The organism is Microcella sp., assembly GCF_030645145.1.
In the GTDB taxonomy this organism is placed as follows: domain Bacteria; phylum Actinomycetota; class Actinomycetes; order Actinomycetales; family Microbacteriaceae; genus Microcella.
In genome coordinates, this window is record NZ_JAUSMI010000165.1 from 14,754 (window position 1) to 34,370 (window position 19,617).

The 19,617-nt window shown below is 73.1% G+C and carries 14 protein-coding genes and 2 pseudogenes; 6 read left to right on the plus strand and 10 right to left on the minus strand.

Translation table 11 applies throughout. The annotated features are described in order from the left end of the window. Window positions 1–30 precede the first annotated feature (30 nt). The 4 genes and pseudogenes from Q7T15_RS11350 to Q7T15_RS11365 all read right to left on the minus strand — a co-directional run bounded on the left by Q7T15_RS11350 (window position 31) and on the right by Q7T15_RS11365 (window position 5,315). Window positions 31–1,362: an ABC transporter substrate-binding protein gene (locus tag Q7T15_RS11350; RefSeq protein WP_304696360.1), complete on the minus strand. Its 1,332-nt coding sequence runs from the start codon at window positions 1,360–1,362 to the stop codon at window positions 31–33. 104 nt (window positions 1,363–1,466) lie between these two features. Continuing rightward, entirely contained in the window at window positions 1,467–2,381 is a 915-nt protein-coding gene (locus tag Q7T15_RS11355; RefSeq protein WP_370689149.1) for a carbohydrate ABC transporter permease, read from the minus strand. After that, a pseudogene (locus Q7T15_RS11360) lies at window positions 2,378–3,270 on the minus strand (carbohydrate ABC transporter permease). Before Q7T15_RS11360 ends, Q7T15_RS11355 begins: the two are co-directional and overlap by 4 nt. Continuing rightward, window positions 3,267–5,315, minus strand: coding sequence for a beta-galactosidase (locus tag Q7T15_RS11365; RefSeq protein WP_304696362.1), 2,049 nt, complete (start codon window positions 5,313–5,315; stop codon window positions 3,267–3,269). The pseudogene Q7T15_RS11360 and the gene Q7T15_RS11365 overlap by 4 nt, the downstream one beginning before the upstream one ends. A 184-nt stretch (window positions 5,316–5,499) precedes the next feature. On the opposite strand from Q7T15_RS11365, the gene Q7T15_RS11370 reads away from it, so the two are divergent. Together Q7T15_RS11370 and Q7T15_RS11375 are read left to right on the plus strand one after the other, a co-directional pair. Next, window positions 5,500–6,525, plus strand: a complete 1,026-nt coding sequence (locus tag Q7T15_RS11370; RefSeq protein ID WP_304696364.1) for a LacI family DNA-binding transcriptional regulator — start codon at window positions 5,500–5,502, stop codon at window positions 6,523–6,525. A 35-nt stretch (window positions 6,526–6,560) separates the two neighbouring features. Next, window positions 6,561–7,790, plus strand: coding sequence for a D-alanyl-D-alanine carboxypeptidase family protein (locus Q7T15_RS11375; RefSeq protein WP_304696366.1), 1,230 nt, complete (start codon window positions 6,561–6,563; stop codon window positions 7,788–7,790). A 30-nt stretch (window positions 7,791–7,820) separates the two neighbouring features. On the opposite strand, the gene Q7T15_RS11380 is transcribed toward Q7T15_RS11375, so the two are convergent. Further along, window positions 7,821–8,597 (minus strand): SGNH/GDSL hydrolase family protein, encoded by a 777-nt coding sequence (locus Q7T15_RS11380; RefSeq protein ID WP_304696368.1) that lies wholly within the window; start codon window positions 8,595–8,597, stop codon window positions 7,821–7,823. Window positions 8,598–8,807: 210 nt separating this feature from the next. Here Q7T15_RS11380 and Q7T15_RS11385 point away from each other — a divergent pair, with 210 nt between their 5' ends. The 4 genes from Q7T15_RS11385 (at window position 8,808) to Q7T15_RS11400 (ending at window position 13,359) form a co-directional block, all read left to right on the plus strand. Next, a complete protein-coding gene (locus tag Q7T15_RS11385; RefSeq protein WP_304696371.1) occupies window positions 8,808–9,077 on the plus strand; it encodes a GlsB/YeaQ/YmgE family stress response membrane protein in 270 nt (89 codons plus the stop codon). A 115-nt stretch (window positions 9,078–9,192) separates the two neighbouring features. Beyond that, window positions 9,193–10,458, plus strand: a complete 1,266-nt coding sequence (gene dinB / locus Q7T15_RS11390; protein ID WP_304696373.1) for a DNA polymerase IV — start codon at window positions 9,193–9,195, stop codon at window positions 10,456–10,458. 11 nt (window positions 10,459–10,469) lie between these two features. Continuing rightward, window positions 10,470–12,254, plus strand: a complete 1,785-nt coding sequence (locus Q7T15_RS11395) for a DEAD/DEAH box helicase (protein ID WP_304696375.1) — start codon at window positions 10,470–10,472, stop codon at window positions 12,252–12,254. A gap of 31 nt (window positions 12,255–12,285) precedes the next feature. Continuing rightward, a complete protein-coding gene (locus Q7T15_RS11400; RefSeq protein ID WP_304696377.1) occupies window positions 12,286–13,359 on the plus strand; it encodes an alanine racemase in 1,074 nt (357 codons plus the stop codon). A gap of 10 nt (window positions 13,360–13,369) precedes the next feature. Here Q7T15_RS11400 and Q7T15_RS11405 read toward each other — a convergent pair whose 3' ends face one another. The 5 genes and pseudogenes from Q7T15_RS11405 to Q7T15_RS11425 form a co-directional block, all read right to left on the minus strand. Then, window positions 13,370–14,164, minus strand: a complete 795-nt coding sequence (locus Q7T15_RS11405; RefSeq protein WP_304696379.1) for a DUF1206 domain-containing protein — start codon at window positions 14,162–14,164, stop codon at window positions 13,370–13,372. Beyond that, entirely contained in the window at window positions 14,161–14,958 is a 798-nt protein-coding gene (locus Q7T15_RS11410) for a DUF1206 domain-containing protein (RefSeq protein ID WP_304696382.1), read from the minus strand. Before Q7T15_RS11410 ends, Q7T15_RS11405 begins: the two co-directional genes overlap by 4 nt. Further along, window positions 14,955–15,767, minus strand: coding sequence for a DUF1206 domain-containing protein (locus Q7T15_RS11415; protein WP_304696383.1), 813 nt, complete (start codon window positions 15,765–15,767; stop codon window positions 14,955–14,957). The genes Q7T15_RS11410 and Q7T15_RS11415 overlap by 4 nt, the downstream gene beginning before the upstream one ends. Before the next feature lie 83 nt (window positions 15,768–15,850). After that, complete coding sequence (locus tag Q7T15_RS11420) at window positions 15,851–19,327, minus strand: error-prone DNA polymerase (RefSeq protein ID WP_304696385.1); 3,477 nt, start codon at window positions 19,325–19,327, stop codon at window positions 15,851–15,853. A 60-nt stretch (window positions 19,328–19,387) separates the two neighbouring features. Next, window positions 19,388–19,617 (minus strand): annotated as a pseudogene (locus Q7T15_RS11425) (DNA polymerase Y family protein); the annotation flags it as partial.

A 19,617-nucleotide genomic window follows, 5' to 3' on the forward strand; every position in this document is an offset into this window, starting at 1 on the left:
CCGCGGCGCGGAGGTGGTGCAGGGAGATGGTTACTCCTTGACGGGGATCGACGCCGCCTCGAGGGCGGAGATCGTGGAGGCCTGGCCGGACTCCAGAGCGTCCATGAGCGTACCGCTGCCCGAGAGGGCGCCGGAGAAGCCGTCAGCGACGTCGTTGTAGACCTGCGTCATGGTCGGGCCCCACGTGAAGTCGGGGTCGACCTCGGCGCCGGCGGCGGCGAAGACCTCGTAGATCTTCTGGCCGCCGTAGAACTCCACGCCCTCGGAGAAGACGGGGAGGTCCGCACCCTCGACGGTCGCCGGGTAGATCTGCGCGGTGCGGTTCATCGCGGTCAGAGCGTCGGCGTCGGTGTTGAGCCACAGCGCGAACTGCGCCGCCTCGTACGGGTGGTCGGAGCCCTTGAGCACCGCGGTGGTCGAGCCGCCCCAGTTGCCCGCGGCCGACTCGCCGGCCTCCCACTGCGGCATGGGCGCGACGGCCCAGTTGCCGGCCGTGTCGGGCGCGCCGCTGAGGATCGTGTTGGCGCCCCAGACCGCGGAGAGCCAGGTCCAGATCTCGCTCGAGTTGTACGCGGCGTTCCACTCGTCCGTCCACGGCGGGTACTTCGCGACGAGGTCGTCCTCGATCATGCCCTGCCAGTACTCGGCCACCTGGAGCGACTCGTCACCGGTCAGCGAGACCTCCCAGGCGTCGCCGTCGTTGGTGAACCACTCGCCGCCGGTCTGCCAGACGAGGCCGGCGAAGGCGTTGATGTCGCTCTGCGAGAAGTTGTTGATGTACCCGCCCTCCTCGCGGATCTGGGCGGCCGCGGCGCGGTAGTCCTCCCAGGTCTCGGGGATCTCGATGCCGGCGGCCTCGAAGAGGTCGGCGCGGTAGAACAACGCCATGGGGCCGGTGTCCTGCGGGATCGCGTAGACCGCGTCCTCCTCGCCGAAGGTGACCTGGCTCCAGGTCCAGTCGACGAACTGGCTCTCGGCCTCGACGATGCCCTCGCAGGCCGCGATGTTCTCGAGGCCGTCCTGGACGCGGAAGTTGGGGAGCGCGTCGAACTCGATCTGACCGAGGTCGGGGGCGTTGCCGGCCTCGAGCTGGTTGAAGAAGTTCTGGTAGGTGCCGCCGTTGCCGTTCGGGCCGGTCTGGACGGTGACCTGGACGTCGGGGTTCTCGTCGTTCCAGATCGCGACGGCCTCGTCGATGCCGGGCAGCCAGCTGGTGAACGTGAGCTCGACGGGTCCGTCGGAGGGGGCGCAGTCGCCTCCGGCGGCTCCGGGGGCGTCGGTGCCCCCGGTCGAGCAGGCGGTGAGCGCGAGCGCTGCGAGAGCCGCCATGGCTCCGGCGCGTGCGACGGTGGTGATCGCCATGCGATGGTCCTTTCTCTTGGTGGTGGTTCGGGTGGTTCGGGTGGTGCGGGTGGTGCGCCCGATCGGCTGGGATCGGGAGTCGGGGGAGGCCTAGGGGGCCGGGGTCACTTGAGCCCGCCGCTCGCGAGCCCGGACTGCCAGAAGCGCTGCAGACCCAGGAAGGTGAGGATGAGCGGGATGATCGACAGGAGCGAGCCGACGATCACGAGGGCGCGGATGTCGGGGATCTGGCTGACCTGCGTGTTCCAGACGTAGAGGCCGAGCGTGACGGGGAAGAGGCTCTCGTCGCGGAGCATGATGAGGGGCAGGAAGAAGTTGTTCCAGATCGCGACGAACTGGAACAGGAAGATCGTCACGAGCGCGGGGGCCATGAGGCGCGTGGCGACCGTGAAGAAGGTGCGCACCTCGCCTGCGCCGTCGATGCGGGCGGCCTCGACGATCTCGTCGGGCACGCTCGCCGCCGCGTAGATGCGCGAGAGGTACACGCCGAAGGGGCTCACGAGGCTCGGCAGGAAGACCGCCCAGATCGTGTTGGTCGCGCCGACCTGGCTGAAGAGCAGGAACAGCGGGAGCGCGAGCGCGGTGGCCGGGACGAGCACGCCGCCGAGGATGATGTTGAACAGCAGCTCGCGGCCGCGGAAGCTGTACTTCGCGATCGCGTAGCCGGCCATCGCCGCGATGATCGTCGCGAGGAGAGCGCCGACTCCCGCGTAGAGGGCGCTGTTGCCGAGCCAGCGGAGGAAGACCGCGTTGCGGTAGTCGAAGAGCGCGGCGATGTTGTCGAACAGCGCGAAATCGGCGAACCACAGGGGCGCGGTCGTCGTGAAGTCGGAGCGCGTCTTGCTCGAGGCGACGAGGAGCCACCAGATCGGCGTGAGGAAGTACAGCGTCGCGACGATCATCACGGCCATCGCGATCGTGCGCGAGGCGGCGCTCTCGCGGATGCCGCTGTGCGCGGTGTCGCGCCCGACGCGGCGGGCCTTCTCGGTCTTCGCCGGGCGAGGGGATGTCGCGGTCATGCCGCCGTCCTCCGCTGCGTGAGCTTGAGCACCGTGAACGAGAGCACGAACGTCGCGAGCGCGAGCACGACGCTCATGGCGGCCGCGAGGCTGATGTTCGGCACCGATGCGGTGGAGTAGATGGTGAGGTTCGGGGTGAAGGTGCTCGTGACGGCCGACGTGAACGACTGGAACACCTGCGGCTCGGCGAGCAGCTGGAGCGTGCCGATGATCGAGAAGATCCCGGTCAGCACGAGCGCGGGCACGACGAGCGGGATCTTGATCGACCACGCGATGCGCAGCTGGCTCGCGCCGTCGAGGCGCGCGGCCTCGTAGATCTCGCTCGGGATCGCCAGGAGCGCCGAGTAGATGATGAGCATGTTGTAGCCGACGTAGACCCACGTCACGACGTTCGCGATCGACCACAGCACGTTGCCGGCGGAGAGGAAGTCGACGCTCTGCGTCACGCCCGTGAACGGCGAGAGGTTGGGCGAGTAGAGGAAGCCCCACATGATCGCGGCGATGACGCTCGGCACGGCGTAGGGCGCGAAGAACGCGAGCCGGAAGAACTTCGAGCCGCGCACGAGCGGCGAGTCGAGGAGCAGGGCGAGGATCAGCGCGATCCCGAGCATGATCGGCACCTGGACGGCGCCGAACAGCAGCACGCGCCCGATCGACGACCAGAAGGCCTCGTTCTCGAAGACCGCGACGTACTGCGTGAACCCGCCGAAGACCTGCACCGCGGGCCCGAAGGTGCCTCGCGCTCGACGACGAGCATCGACTGGTAGACGGCGTACCCGATGGGGATGACGTAGAAGAGCGCGAAGAGCGCTCCGAACGGCGCCAGGAAGATCGCGATCGACCCCCGGTGGCGCACGGTGCGCGGTCGGCGCACGGCGGTGTCGGTCACGAGTGACTCCTCTCGGTCAGCACGGCGATGATGCCGCCCGCGGGCACGACGGCGGGCCCGGACGCGCTCTCGCCCGTGACGAGGTCGACCCCGTGGAGCGGCAGGTCGGCGAGCCGCAGCTCGGCGTCGCGGTGGTTGATGACGATCGTCACCGCGCGCCCGTCGCCGCTGCGGACGACGAGGTCGACGTCGTCGCCCACGTCGGTGACGGGGATGCCCGCCTCGGCGCACGCGCGCCGCATGACGTCGCGCAGGGCCTCGGCGTCGAGCACCGCGGCGAGGTACCACGCGGCCCCCGAGCCGTGAGTCGCCCGGGTCAGCGCGGGCGAGCCCGCCGCCGGGCCGCTCGCGAAGCGGTCGAGCACCTCGGCCCGCTCGGCGCGCAGCGCCTCGCTCCAGATCGTCGCGGTCGCGCCGCTGTCGAGCACGACGGTCTCGTCGGCGGCGAGCGGGCGCAGTTCGTCGACGACGATGCCGAGCAGGTCGCGGAACGCGCCGGGGTGGCCGCCGAGGCGGATCGCGGCGTCCTCGTCGGCGAGGCCGCTGAAGGGAGTGATGAGGACGGTCGCGCCGCAGCCCGCGGCCCGCGCGATCGTGTCGGCCGCCGCATCCGTCACCGAGTAGAGGGTCGGCACGACGACGAGGTCGTAGCCGTCGAGGGAGTCGCCGGGGCGCACCATGTCGACCGTGACGCCGAGGGAGCGCAGCGCGCGGTGGTAGCGACGGGCCTCGGGGAGGTACTGCAGCAGCTGCGAGGGGTGCGTGTCGACCTCGGCGGCCCAGCGGGGCTCCCAGCCGACGACCATGGCGGCCCGCGCCTCGACGCGCAGGCCGACGACGGGAGAGAGGCGGTCGAGCAGGGCGGAGAGCTCGACGCTCTGCCGCCAGGCGGGCCCCGTCGCGCCGGCGTGGGGGAGGAGCGCGGAATGGAACTTCTCGGCGCCGCGCTGCGAGGCGCGCCACTGGAAGAAGCAGATCGAATCGGCGCCGCGCGCGACGTGGCCGAGCACGGTGCGGGCGAGCTCGCCCTCGCGCTTGGCGTGGTTGACGGGCTGCCAGCTGACGGCGCTCGTGGAGGTCTCCATGAGCATCCACGGGGCTCCGGCGGCGAGGCCGCGCGTGAGGTCGGCGCTGAACGCGAGCTCGCCGAGCGGGTCGGGCAGGCGGTGGTCGAGGTAGTGGTCGTTCGCGATGACGTCGAGGTCGTCGGCCCAGCTCCAGTAGTCGAGCGCGCTGATGTGATCGGTGACCATGAGGTTCGTCGTCACGGGCGCCGACGAGCGGCGGCGGATGACCTCGGCCTCCGCGCGGTAGTGGGCGAGCAGCTCGTCGGAGGAGAAGCGCTGGAAGTCGAGCCGCTGCGCGGGGTTGCCCGCCGACAGGGTCGTGCGTGGCGGGAGGACGTCTGCCCACTCGCTGTAGCGCTGGCTCCAGAACGCGGTGCCCCACGCGGCGTTGAGCGCCTCGATCGAGCCGTACCGGCGCTCGAGCCACCCGCGGAAGGCGGCGGCCGAGACGTCGCAGTAGCAGTGCGCGTTGTGGCAGCCGAGCTCGTTCGAGACGTGCCAGAGCGCGACGGCGGGGTGCTCGCCATAGCGATCCGCGACGCGCTCGACGAGCGCGAGCGCGCGCTCGCGGAAGACGGGCGAGCTGGGGCACCACGCCTGGCGGCCACCGGGGTAGGCGATGACGCCGTTCCTGTCGCGCGGGAGGATCTCGGGGTGCAGTCGCGACAGCCACGGCGGCGGCGAGGAGGTTCCCGTTCCGAGATTGATGCGGATGCCCGCCTCGTGCAGGAGCGCGATGATCGCGTCGAGCCCGCTGAAGTCGAACTCACCGTCGCGCGGCTCGAAGTGCGCCCAGCCGAAGATGCTGATCGCGACGAGGTCGACGCCGAGCTCGCGCATGAGCGCGACGTCCTCGCGCCAGACCTCGGGGCTCCACTGCTCGGGGTTGTAGTCGCACCCGAGCGTGATCGACGCCGTCGGCCATCCGGGCACGAGGGGCTCGGCTGCCGTGCGGGGGAGGGCGGGAGTGAGGCTCACGGAGCTGTCCTGGATTCCTTCGGTCGACGTCGTTGTCGCTCCGCCTCTGGGAGCGTGCACAGAGTGTCCTGCGACGATCGCCCGATCAGATTCTGGGAGCGTGCACAGACTACGCACGCCCCCGTCCGGGTGTCAACGACCGAGTGGCCGTTCCGGCGTGTCGCGCGTCGATACACTGACCCCCATGAGCCCCACCGCCCCGCGCCCCAAGCGCGCCACGATCTTCGACGTGGCGGCGGAGGCGGGCGTCTCGCGGGGCACCGTCTCGCGCGTGCTCAACGGTGAGCCGTACGTCTCCGAGAGCGCGCGCGCCGCGATCGAGGCGGCGATCGCGAAGGTCGGCTACGTGCGAAACACGGCCGCCCGCAACCTCGCCCGCCAGTCCTCCGGCGCGATCGCACTCATCGTCCACGAGCCGCACTCGGTCTTCGTCGACGACCCCAACATCGGCAACATCCTGCTCGGGACCAACGGCGCCCTCTCGGCGGCGGACTACCAGCTCGTGACCCTCGTCATCGAGACCGACCGCGACTCCGAGCGCGTGAGCGGCTACCTCGGCGGAGGCTTCGTCGACGGCGCGATCATCGTCTCGGCCCGCGAGGGCGACCCCATCTCGCGCGCGATCGCCGAGCTTCGCCTGCCCGCCGTCATGATCGGCCGGCCCGACAACCAGCCGCGACTGGCCTGGGTCGGCATCGACAACCGCGGCGCCGCGCAGCAGATCTCCGAGCGGCTCGCCGCGACCGGCCGCCACCGCGTCGGCATGATCGCCGCGGGTCTCGACCGCGACTCCGGTCGCGATCGCCTCGCCGGCTTCCGGGATGCCCTGGGCGAGCGCTTCGACGCCGATCTCGTCTCGCGCCAGCCGTTCTACACCTTCGACGCCGGGGTCGCCGGCATGACCGAGCTGCTCGAGCGCGACCCCGCGATCGACGGTGTCTTCGCGGCGTCGGACGCCGTCGCGGCGGGCGCGATCGACGTGCTGCGCGCGCGGGGCCGTCGGGTGCCGGAGGACGTCGGCGTCGTGGGCTTCGACGACTCCGCCTGGGCGATGCGGAGCCAGCCGCTCCTGTCGACCGTGCGCCAGCCGGCCGCGTCCCTCGGGGCGCGCGCGGCCGAGCTCGTGCTCGAGCAGATCCGCTCGGGCGGCACGAGCGGCGACGGGGGAGTCGTGCTCGACACCGAGGTCGTCTGGCGCGCCTCGGCCTGAGCCGAGCATCCGCCCCCGCTTCGTAGACTGAGCGGGTGCGCCGCCGTTCCCTCGTCCTCGTCGCCGGGATCACCGCCGGCGCTCTCGCGACCGGGGCCGGACTGTACTCGACCTACGCGCTCATGACGCCCGTGCCCGCCGTCGCGGGCGAGGCCATCGAGCGGCCGAGCGTCGCGACCCCCGTCGAGACCGTCGTGCTGCCGGGGTACGGAGCGAGCGCGGTCGGGCCGCTCGATGAGCGCGGCGCCGTCTACGCCGGCACCGACCTCGACACGCTGCGGCCCATCGCCTCGATCACGAAGGTCGTCACGGCGCTCGTCGTGCTCGACGCGAAGCCCCTCGCGACGGGAGAGGCCGGCCCCACGATCACGCTCGACGCCGCCGCGGGCAGCCTCGATGAGGAGTACATCGCCCGCAACGGCTCGTACGCCCCCGCGCGCGAGGGTCTGCAGCTCACCCAGCGCCAGCTCATCGACCTCATGCTCGTGTGGTCGGCCAACAACTACGCCGACACGCTCGCGACGTGGGCCTTCGGCTCGGTCGAGGCGTACGTCGAGGCGGCCGGCGCCTGGATCGACCGGCAGGACCTCGAGGGCCTCCAGGTCGCCGACGCGACGGGCTTCTCGCCGCAGAGCGCCGCGACCCCGCGCGCGCTGCTCGATCTCGCGCGGCTCGCGGTCGCGCACCCCGTCGTCGCCGACTCGACCGGGCTGCAGCGCATCGAGGTGCCCGGCGTCGGCGCGTTCGAGAACCGCAACACCGCGCTCGGTCTCGACGGGGTGACGGGGCTCAAGACCGGCACGACGGAGGAGGCGGGCGCCTGCCTGCTGTTCTCCGGCAGCGCCGAGGTCGAGGGCGAGATCGTCGAGGTCGTCGGCGTCGTGCTCGACGCCGACGTGCACGCGCAGGCCGCCGCCGACACGCGCGCCCTCCTCACGAGCGTCATCGACGACTACCGCGCGGTCGAGCTCGGCACCGCGGGCGAGGTCGTGGCCCGCTGGCGCGCGCCCTGGGGCGACGAGGCCGAGCTGCGCATCGCCGAGGACGCGCGCGAGCTCGTCTGGGGCGACGCGACGAGCCAGTCGTTCGTGCCGACGCCCGCGCTGCCGCCGGGCGGCGGGGCGCCCGCGGATCCGCTCATGATCGTGCAGCTCGGAGGCGAGCAGCTCGATGTCCCGCTCGAGTGGAGCGGACGGATCGGCGGCCCGGATCTCTGGTGGCGACTCACGCAGCCGCTGCGCGAGTGGGGCATCCTGACCGAGTAGATCACGGCGCCACCGCGGCGGCCCGCGCCGTCAGCGTCTCGGCGGGCCGGCCTCGGGGCGCTTCGCCGTGATCAGGTCGCCCGACGACTGATGGCGGATGCGCCGAACGACCCACGGAACGAGGTACTCGCGGGCCCAGCCGATGTCCTCCGTGCGGGCCTGACGCCAGGTGCGGCCGGGAAGCGGCTCGGGGCGCATGGGCTCGAGATCGTGATCGATGCCGAGGGCGTCGAGCGTCGCGCGAGCGATCGTGTGGTGGCCGAGCGCGGAGAAGTGCAGCCGGTCGGGGTGCCACATGCGGGAGTCCCGCAGCTCGCGCAGCGCCCACATGTCGACGACGATCGCGTCGTGCTTCGCCGCGACGTAGCGGAGGTTCTCGTTGTAGATCGCGACCTTGCCGCGCACGCGCCGCAGCACGGGCGTCATGCCGATATCGGGCCCGTTGAACATGAGCACCGTCGCGCCGTCGGATCGCAGGCGGGCGATCGCGTCGTCGAACCGTTGGGCGACCTCGTCGGGGTCCGTGCCGGGGCGGATGATGTCGTTGCCGCCGGCCGAGATCGAGATGAGGTCGGGGCGCAGGGCGAGAGCGGGGTCGATCTGCTCATCGGCGATCTGCTGGAGCAGCCGGCCCCGCACCGCGAGGTTGGCGTAGGCGAAGTCGTCGGTGCGCTCGGCGAGCTGCTCGGCGACGCGATCGGCCCATCCGCGGTGGCCGCCGGGCGACTCGGGCTCGGGGTCGCCGATGCCCTCCGTGAACGAGTCTCCGATCGCGACGTAGCGCGACCAGGGGTGCAGCTGAGACATGCTCCTATCGTGGCAGACGGCGCGAGTTCCACGAAGTCACGGGGAGCGCCCGCCGGCGTGCGGCCTCCGCTTGGCTAGCTGGGAGGATTCTGTAAGGTTCGTGGCCCTCGATCGGGGGGTGTGCTTGACTATCGGCCGAGCGATTCCACCGAGTCGTTCGAACGAAGGCTGAGAGGCAACTGACTCTCGCCACAACGAAAGGACAATCCCATGGGTTTCCTCGCTTTCCTCCTCCTCGGGCTCATCGCCGGTGCCATCGCGAAGCTCATCCTCCCCGGCAAGCAGAACATCGGCTGGCTGATGACCCTCGTCCTCGGCGTGCTCGGCGCCCTCCTCGGCGGATGGCTCGGCAGCGTGCTCTTCGGCACCGGCCTCGAGGAGTTCTTCGACCTCAGCACCTGGCTGCTCGCCATCGGCGGCGCCATCATCGTGCTCCTGATCTACGGCGCGATCGTCGGCCGCAAGGGCCGTCGCGCGTAATCGCGACACCTTTCGCTCACGGGGGCGGATCGCTTCGGCGGTCCGCCCCCGTTCGCGTTCCCGCCGTCCGCCCCCGCGGTGCGCGGCCGTCGGCGGTCGGTGCCAGGATGTCCGCGTGAGCAAGCAGGACGGCAGCGGGCGGCAGGTCACCACCGCCCCGACCGCCGACACGAGCGCGCGCATCCTGCACCTCGACATGGACGCGTTCTTCGCGTCGGTCGAGCTCCTCGAGCGGCCGGAGCTTCGGGGGAGACCCGTCATCGTCGGTCACCGCGGCGCCCGCTCGGTCGTGACGGCCGCGACCTACGAGGCGCGTCGGTACGGCGTCAACTCGGCGATGCCGATGGCGGTCGCCCTGCGTCGCTGCCCGAACGCGATCGTGCTCGAGCCGCACTACGACCGCTACACGCACTTCTCGCGCGAGGTCATGCGCATCCTCGGCGACGCGACGCCGATCGTCGAGACGCTGTCGATCGACGAGGCCTTCCTCGACGTGCGCGGGGCCATCCCGCTCTTCGGGCCGCCCTTCGCGATCGCGACGGCGCTGCGCGAGCGGATCAGGAGCGAGACGGGTCTCACCGCCTCCGTGGGCGCCGCCGCGACGAAGTTCGTCGCGAAGCTCGCGTCGAGCCGATCGAAGCCCGACGGCCTCCTCGTCGTCCCCGAGGCCGACACGCTCGCGTTCCTCCACCCCCAGCCGATCAGTGCGCTGTGGGGCGTCGGCGCCTCGACGGAGGAGCGCCTCGCGCGCCTCGGCCTGCGCACGATCGGCGATCTCGCCGTCACCCCGCTCGATTCGCTGCGCGCCGCGATCGGCGAGTCGGGCGCCGTGCGCCTGCACGAGCTCGCCTGGGGGCGCGATCCCCGAGCCGTGACACCCGGCCGCGACGAGAAGTCGATCGGGCACGAGGTCACGTTCGAGCGCGACGTGAGCGACGCGGTCGCCCTCGATCGCGAGCTGCTGAGGCTCTCGACGCGCGTCGCCGAGCGGCTCCGGCGCGGAGGATGGGTCGCGCGCACGGTCGCGGTCAAGATCCGCTTCGGCGACTTCCGCACGATCACGCGCTCGCGCACCCTCGCCGAGCCGAGCGATGTCGCCGAGCGGCTCTCGCGGGAGGCGCGCGCGCTGCTCGCGGAGGCGCGACCGGCGGGCACGGGCATCCGCCTCATCGGGGTCAGGGCCGAGAACCTGCTGCCCGCGGGTTCGGTCGCGCGCGGCCTGTGGGACGACGACGAGCCGTGGCGCGAGACCGAGACGACGCTCGACGCGGTCGCCGAGCGCTTCGGGCGCGGCGCGATCCAGCGCGCATCCCTGCTCTCGCCGGGCGAGCGTCGCCGCCGCTCGGCGCTGTCGACCGACGATGTCGGGAGCCTCGACTAGCATCGGGTCGAGTGAGCACCCCCGACCGCAGCGCCCCCCACGTGGGCACCTTCGCGGCCGAGCATCTCTCGCCGTCCTTCCCCGAGCGGGCCGCGCGCGGCACCGCGAGCCGCCTCCGCGCCTGGCAGGCCGAGGCCCTCGACCGATACTTCGCGACCGAGCCGCGCGACTTCCTCGCGGCTGCGACCCCGGGGGCCGGCAAGACCACGTTCGCGCTCCGCCTCGCGACCGAGCTCCTCGCGCGCCGCACCGTCGATCGCGTGATCGTCGTCGCCCCGACCGAGCACCTCAAGCGGCAGTGGGCCGACGCGGCGCACCGCGTGGGCATCCGCCTCGACCCCGCCTTCCGGAACAGCCAACGGATCATCCCGCGCTCGTTCCACGGCATCGCCGTCACCTACGCGCAGGTCGCCGCGAAGCCCTACCTGCACCGCACCCTCACCGAGACCGCCTCGACCCTCGTCATCCTCGACGAGGTGCACCACGGCGGCGACGCGCTGAGCTGGGGCGACGCCATCCGCGAGGCCTACGAGGGAGCGACCCGGCGCCTGTCGCTCACGGGAACGCCGTTCCGCTCCGACACGGCGCCGATCCCGTTCGTGTCGTACGTGCCCGACGAGCAGGGCATCCGCGTCTCGCAGACCGACTACGCGTACGGCTACGGGCGCGCCCTCTCCGACGGCGTCGTGCGCCCCGTGCTCTTCATGGCCTACGCCGGGAAGGTGCGCTGGCGCACGACGACCGGTGACGAGATGGAGGCCCACCTCGGGCAGGGCGACACGCAGGACGTCACCTCCCAGGCGTGGCGGACCGCCCTCGACCCCGAAGGGCAGTGGATGCCCGGGGTGCTGTCGGCGGCCGACCGCCGGCTCACGGAGGTGCGCCACGCCGTTCCCGACGCCGGGGGTCTCGTCATCGCGACCGACCAGACGGCCGCGCGCGCCTACGCGGCGCTCCTGCACCGGCTGACGGGGGAGGCGCCGACGGTCGTGCTCTCCGACGACAAGGGCGCGAGCGAGCGGATCCAGCAGTACGCCGACGGCGACGGGCGCTGGCTCGTCGCGGTGCGCATGGTCTCGGAGGGCGTCGACGTGCCGCGCCTCGCGGTCGGCGTCTACGCGACTAGCTCGTCGACCCCGCTGTTCTTCGCTCAGGCGATCGGACGCTTCGTCCGCGCGCGCCGTCGCGGCGAGACGGCGTCGATCTTCATCCCGAGCGTCCCGCCGATCATGGGGCTCGCGAACGAGCTCGAGCGCGAGCGCGACCACGCCCTCGATCGCGAGGGGACGGGCGACGAGCTGCTCGCCGACGACCTGCTGCGCGAGGCCGAGACGGGCGAGAGCGCCAGCGACTCCCTTACCGAGACCTACGCCTTCGCGGCGCTCGAGTCGCAGGCGCAGTTCGACAAGGTGCTCTACGAGGGCGTCGAGTTCGGCCAGCAGGCCGAGGTGGGCAGCCTCGAGGAGCTCGACTTCCTCGGCATTCCGGGCATCCTCGAGCCCGATCAGGTGCACGAGCTGCTGCGCTCGCGCTATCAGCGGCAGATGCGCCGCGTCGCCGAGCGCCCGCCGTCCGAGCGCCAGCCCGCCCCGCTCTACCGCACGCTCAAGGAGCAGCGGACCCTGCTCAACAGCCTCGTCGGGCTGCGCGCGAAGCTCACCGGCCAGCCGCACGGGCACGTGCACGCCGAGCTGCGCCGCGTGTGCGGCGGGCCCGCCGTGGGCCAGGCGAGCGTCGCGCAGCTGCAGTCGCGCATCGACCTCCTCCGCCGGCAGATGGCGGCAGGCGGGTCGTAGCGGCCTCGACCCGAGGGGGCAGGATGGTCGCATGCGCGACACCCCCTACCTCGTCGTCGACGTCGACCTGCTCGAGGCGAACCTCGCCGCGATGGCCGCGCACGCCCGCGCGCTCGGCGTCGACCTGCGCCCGCACGCGAAGACGCACAAGTCGGTCGATATCGCGCGCCGCCAGCTCGCGCACGGCGCCGTCGGGCTCACGGTCGCGACCGTCGCCGAGGCCGAGATCTTCGCGGCCGCGGGGTTCGATGACCTCTTCCTCGCCTACCCGATCTGGGCCGAGGGCCCGCGCGCCGACCGGCTCCGCGCGCTCGCGGGCGTCGCGCGCGTGCGCGTCGGCGCCGACTCCGTCGAGGGCGTCCGGATGCTCGCCGCCGCCGTGCGCGCCCGTCGCCCCGGTGCCGCCCCGCTCGCCATCGCGGTCGAGGTCGACAGCGGCCACCACCGCTCGGGCTGCGCGCCCGAGCGCGCCGCGGAGGTCGCCGCCGCGGCGCTCGATGCCGGGCTCGCGGTCGACGGGGTGTTCACGTTCCCCGGGCACTCGTACGGTGTCGGCGCGGGGAGCGATGCGGCGCGCGACGAGGCCGCCGCCCTCGGGACCGCGCGCGACGCGCTCACGGCCGCGGGCATCCCCTGCCCCGTCGTGAGCGGCGGCTCGACGCCGAGCGCCCGCGCGGCCGACCGGGACGTGCTGACGGAGCTGCGCCCCGGGGTCTACGCGCTCGGTGATGCGCAACAGTGGGAGCTCGGCTCGAGCGGGGCGGCATCGATCGCGCTGTGGGCGTGCGCGACGGTGGTGAGTCGGCGCGAGGGCGTCGTCGTCGTGGATGCGGGGAGCAAGATCCTGGGGGCCGATCGCCCGGCCTGGACGACGGGCTTCGGTCGTGCGCTCGACGAGCCGGACGCCCGGATCGCCGCGCTCTCGGAGCACCACGCGACGCTCGCCCTGCCGGCCGGGGTGCCGGCCCCCGCGCTCGGGACGCGGTTGCGGATCGCCCCGAACCACGTGTGCTCGGCGGTCAACCTCGCCGACGCGCTCGTCGTCGAGAGCGCAGGGGTCGAGACCGGGGTCTGGGCCGTCTCGGCGCGCGGCGCGAACACCTAGAGCCGCGGGGTCAGATCTTCGCGAGCCGGGCTCGAGCGAACCCGTAGATGCCGTAGATGATGAGCCCGACGCCGATCGAGGCGAGCCAGAACTCGCCGAGGAAGCCGCGGCGGAGAGCGCCGAGCGCACCGGCGAGACCGGTCACGTCGTTCGGGTCGACCTGGATCGCCTCGACGACGATGAGCCCGGCGAGCAGCAGGAACGCGATGCCTCGCGCGACGTAGCCGACGGCGCCGAGAGCCCGGACGGCGCGGCCCCTCCGCTCGGTCATCGGCCGGAGCTCCCACGAGAACCGTCGGCGGATGCCCTTGACGATGAAGTACACGCCGCCGACCGCGATGCCGACGCCGACGAGCACGAGGACCACCGCTCCGGCGGCCGAGTCGAGGAGGAAGCGGCTGAGGGCGCGCGAGTTGCGGCCCGACTGGAGGTCGCCGCCGAAGAGGAGGATGCCGGGCGGCACCGCGAGCGCGAGGTAGACGAGTCCCTGGGCGGCGCTCGCGACCCCCGAGGTCCAGCGGTGCATGGGCCCGCCGTTGAGGATGGCGTCGGCGAGCATCCAGACGCCGAGGCCGACGAGGCTCACGATCACGGCGACGAGGAGGACGGGACCGAGCGGGGCGGCCGCGATCACCTCGAAGGCGCCGACCTCGTCGGGCCGGGCGCGCCGATCGCCGAACGCGACGGCGATCGCGAGGGCCCCGATGATGACGTGCAGCAGGCCGGTGACGACCCAGCCGGAGCGGGCGATGAGGGTGAAGATCCGACTCTCGTGCACCTCGTGCACGGTCTCGGAACCGTTCACAGGCGCGCCCATCGTGCGCGCGCCGCGCAGTACACGCCGTAGGCGACGAGGCCCAGGCCGACGATGCTCAGGAGCACGACGCCGAACGGGAGGTCGGTGAGCGCGCGCAGGGCGCCGTCGAGGCCGGTGACCTCGCTCGAGTCGGTCGTGATCGCGGCGATGACCGCGAGAATGCCCAGCGAGACGAGGGCGACGCCCTTGGAGACGTACCCGACGATGCCGAGAGCGACGACCGTCCGCCCGGTCTTGCCGTCGGGCACCCGCAGGTCGCGGCGGAAGCGCCGGCGCAGCCCCTTGACGATGAAGAACACCCCGACGCCGAGGATGACGAGACCGAGCAGCGCGAGGATGAAGACCCCGCCCGGAGTCGCGATGAGGAACGCGCTCATCTCGCGCACGTCCTCCGTGGAGTCGGAGCGGCCGCCGAGAGCGATCGTGATCCCCGAGCCGGCGATCGCCGCGTAGACGACGCCCTTGAGGGCCGTGATGAGCCCGTCGGCGATCTCGCCGGAGGGGAGCAGGAGCAGGAGGCCCTCGATGAGCAGCCAGAGGGAGAGCGCGACGAGGCCCGCCACGAGAGCCCAGATGAGGATGATCCCCCCGGGGGTCGCCGCGATCGCGCTCAGCGCGCCCGAGGGGTCGGCGTCCGTGCCTCCCGTCCCGGCGCCCGTGGCGACCCCGAGCGCGAGGAACCCCATGAGGACGTGGAGGACGCCGTTCGTCGCGAAGCCCGCGCGCGCGGCCAGCTGGAAGGGCCGGCTGCTCCGCGCCTCGCGGACGGCGCGGATCCTCACAGCGTGGCCAGCCGGGCGCGCGCGGCGGTGTAGAAGCCGTGCGCGATGAGGCCGAGCCCGACGAGCGCGAGCAGGAGGGGGCCGGCAGGGGAGAGCGCGAGGGCGGCGAGCTGACCGCCGAGCCCGGCGGGGCCGGCCGGCAGGAAGGCGGCCACGAGCGTGAGCACGCCGAGGATCCCGAGGGCGATCGCCTTGCCGAAGTACGCGACGCGCCCCGCGATGAGGGTCGGTCGACGACCGGAGGACTTCGCGGGGAGGCGGATGTCGTGGAGGAAGTCGCGGCGCCAGCCCTTGATCGCGAAGTACGTCGCGACCGCGAGGATGAGGAGGGCGAAGATCGCGAGGACGACGGGGCCGACCGGGAGCTGCATGATCGAGCCCGTGAGCGTGCTCGTGTCCTCCTGGGGATTGCTGCGCCCGGCGGCGGCGATGCTCCCGCTGCTGAGGCCGAGCAGGACGTACGCGACTCCGCGGCCGATCTTCACCGCGCGATCACGGACGGAGAGACCGCCGTGGCGCTCGAGGATCACGGTGGTGAGCATCCAGACGCCCAGGATGACGTAGCCGATCGCGATCACCCAGAAGAGCACGGCCCCGCCGGGGTTCGCCGCGACGGCGCGCAGCGCGCCGACGCGCTCGGCATCGGGGGTGACGAGCACCGTGAGCGGGATGGACAGGGCGATCACACCGAGGAGGACGTGGAGGACGCCGTTGACGGCGAGTCCGGTGCGGGTGACGACGCGGTACGTCCGGGTGGGGATGGCGACGCCGTGCGGGCGCACGTCATCGCCCTCGGTGCGAGAGGTCATGCGCCCAGGCTAGAGGGCGAACGGGATTCGCGTCGCGGGGTTGCCCCGGATCGGTGGCACGCGCTACGTCGCCGCGCCCGTGCTCAGCGGAAGTCGCGGCTCGCGACGGTGGCCCTCAGGGGGAGCGTCTCGACGCGGTCGGCGACGATCGCGATGACGCCCTCGCGGGAGCGCTCGAGCGTGCCCCGGATGATGAGGGCGCGGCTCTCGCGCACGACCCGGCGGTAGCGGCCCCACAGCCCGACCGAGCAGATGACGTTGACGAGCCCCGTCTCGTCCTCGATGTTGAGGAAGGTGATGCCGCTCGCCGTCGCGGGCCGCTGCCGGTGGGTGACGACCCCGGCGATCTCGACGCGGCGGCCCGGCTCGGCGGAGCGGAGGTCGAGCGCGGTCAGCACGCCGCGGCGCGCGAGGGCGGGCCGCGCGTACCGCACGGGGTGGTCGCCCGGCGCGATGCCCGTCGAGACGAGGTTCGCGACCATCGTCTCGGCGTCGTCGAGGTCGCTGAACAGCGGCGGCTGCACGGCGACGACCGTGCCGGGCAGGTACTCGGGCCGGGCCTGCGCGGCCGCCCCCGCCGCCCACAGCGCGGCGCGGCGCGACAGGCCCAGGACGTCGAAGGCCCCGGCCGTGGCGAGCGCCTCGAGCTGCGCCGCCGTGAGGCCCGTGCGGTAGGCGAGCTCGGTGAGGTCGCGGTACGGGCCGCCGCGCTCGCGCTCGGCGACGATGCGCTCGGCGGTCGGGCGGCCGATGCCCGACACCGCGGCGAGCCCCTGCCGCACGGCGAGCTCGGCGTCGCGGCGGTGCCGGGCGCAGTCGGCGAGGTCGCCGTCGGTGGAGTCGGGGCGGAACTCGGGCACGGGGGGCTGGATGCGGCAGGCGCAGTCGGCGAGACCCGTCGGGGTCGCGCGGCGGGCATCCGCCCCGATCGCGGCGACGGCGTCGTCGACCACGAGGTCGACGCGCTCGAGCCCGGCCTCGACGCCCGAGCGCAGGATGCAGGGCGTGCGCACCTCGACGCCGTGCCGCTCCGCGTCGGCGGCGAGCGAGGCGGGGGAGTAGAAGCCCATCGGCTGCGCGCGCAGCAGGGCGGCGAGGAAGACGCCGGGGTAGTGCAGCTTGAGCCACGAGCTCGCGTAGACGAGCAGGCCGAAGCTGATGGAGTGGCTCTCGGCGAAGCCGAAGTTCGCGAAGGCCTGGATGCGGCCGTAGATCTCGTCGGCGAGCCGCCCCGTGATGCCGTTGCCCGCCATGCCCGCGTAAAGGGTCTCGCGCAGCGACTCGATGCGCTCGAGGCCGCGCTTGCTGCCCATCGCGCGACGCAGCAGGTCGGCGTCGTCGCCCGAGCAGCCGCCGACCGCCATCGCGATCTGCATGAGCTGCTCCTGGAAGACGGGCACGCCGAGGGTGCGCTCGAGCGGCTCGACGAGCTTCGGGTGGTCGTAGGTGATCGGCTCCTCGCCGAGCTTGCGACGCACGAAGGGGTGCACGGCGCCGCCCTGAATGGGCCCGGGGCGCACGAGCGCGATCTGCACGACGAGGTCGTAGAAGCGGCGCGGCTGCAGGCGCGGCAGGAGGCTCATCTGGGCGCGGCTCTCGACCTGGAAGACGCCGACCGAGTCGGCGCGGCACAGCATGTCGTAGGTTGCCTGCTCCTCCTTCGGCAGGGTCGCGAGCTCCCACCGCTCGCCGAGGTGCTCGTCGACGAGGTCGAAGGCGTACTGCAGCGCGGCGAGCATGCCGAGGCCGAGGAGGTCGAACTTGACGAGGCCCATCCAGGCGCAGTCGTCCTTGTCCCACTGCAGCACCGTGCGCCCCTCCATGCGCGCGTGCTCGATCGGCACGATCTCGCCGACGGGCCGGTCGGTGAGCACCATGCCGCCGGAGTGGATGCCGAGGTGCCGCGGGTAGGTGAGCACCTGCTGGGCGAGCGCGACGACGGGCTCGGGGATGTCGTGGTCATCGCTCGAGAGCACGGCGCCCCAGCGCTCGACCTGCTTGCTCCAGGCGTCCTGCTGCCCCACGGAGTGCCCGAGCGCGCGGGCCATGTCGCGCACGGCGTTCTTCGGCCGGTAGCTGATGACGTTCGCGACCTGGGCAGCGTTGCGCCGGCCGTAGCGCTCGTAGACGTACTGGATGACCTCCTCGCGCCGGTCGGAGTCGAAGTCGACGTCGATGTCGGGCTCCTCGTCGCGCAGCGCCGAGAGGAACCGCTCGAACGGCAGCTTGTAGCCGATCGAATCGACCGCGGTGATGTCGAGCAGGTAGCAGACGGCCGAGTTCGCCGCCGAGCCGCGCCCCTGGCAGAGGATGCCGCGGCCGCGGGCGAACTGCACGATGTCGTGCACGATGAGGAAGTAGCCGGGGAACCCCTTCTGCTCGATGACGTCGAGCTCGCGGCCGATGCGCGCGCGGTCGGCGTCGCTCGCGTCGGGGTACTTGCGCGGCACGGCCGCCCAGACGAGCGCGCGCAACCAGCTCATGGGCGTGTGGCCGGGCGGCACCTCCTGCGCGGGCAGCTGCGGCTTCGCCTGCCGCAGCGGGAACCCGAGCGCGTCGGCGAGCTCGACGCTGCGCGCGACCGCGCCGGGGTGGCGGGCGAAGCGCTCGGCCATCTCGGCACCGCTGCGCAGGTGGGCGGTGCCCGCCGCGGGCAGCCAGCCCTCCATGTCGTCGAGGCTGCGGCGCGCGCGCAGCGCGGCGAACGCGGTGGCGAGGGGATGCCGGGCGGGCGTCGCGTAGTGCACCCCGCCGGTCGCGACGACGGCGAGGCCGCGATCGCGGGCGAGGGCCGCGAGGGCGTCGTTGTGCACGGAGTCGAGCGGGCGCCCGTGGTCCATGAGCTCGACGACGACGCCCTCGCGGCCGAAGCGCGCGACGAGCCCGTCGAGCGCGGAGCCCGCCGCCTCGACCTGCGCGCGCGTCGGCGCGGCCCGCTCGCCGAGCGCCGCGCGCACGGCGCCCTTGCGGCAGCCGGTGAGCACGACCCACTCGCCGGCGGCCTGCTCGGCGAGGGCGTCGAGGTCGTACACGGGGCGGCCCTTCTCGCCTCCGGCGAGCTGGCCCTCGGTGATCGCGGCGGCGAGCCGGTGGTAGCCGGACTGCCCGCGCGCGAGCACGAGCAGGTGGGTGCCCTCGGGGTCGGCGACGCCCTGCTGCGGCCCCGTGAGGCCGAGGCTCAGCTCGGCGCCGAACACGGTGGTGAGGCCGTAGGGCTCGGCGGCCTCGGCCATGCGCACGACGCCGTAGAGCCCGTCGTGGTCGGTGAGCGCGAGGCCGTGCAGCCCGAGCCGCGCGGCCTCCTCCAGGAGCTCCTCCGGGCTCGAGGCGCCGTCGAGGAAGGAGAACGAGGAGTGGGCGTGGAGCTCGGCGTACGGGACGACGGCCTCGGGGTCGGGGCGGTCGAGCTCGGCGGCCCGGTAGGGGGCGCGCTTGTGCGACCACGCGGGGGAGTCGCCGCCGTCGGCGCCGGGCGGGGGCGCGGTGCCCGGGCGCGTGCCGTCGCGCAGAGCGCGCTCGAACTCGCTCCACGGGATGGGCGGGTTGTGCCAGCCGGCCATCAGCGGCACCGCCTCGAGAGCTCGACCCGTCGCGTCGCGCACCGCCGCGTGCCCGCGCGCTCAGTCATACTTCGCCTCGGCCCACCAGCTCGCGCCCTCGAGCACGAGCAGCCACGCGACGCCGCCGGAGTCGACGACCTGCAGCCGGTGCGCGCGGCGGGCGCGCACGGGATCCCACCAGCGCTCCTCGAGCGGCCACGGGCCCGCCCACGAGGCGATGGGCCGCACGGCGCCGCCCGCGCTCGGCGCGAACCCCGCGGGGGCGGCGCTGAGGCGCAGGCGATCGTCGA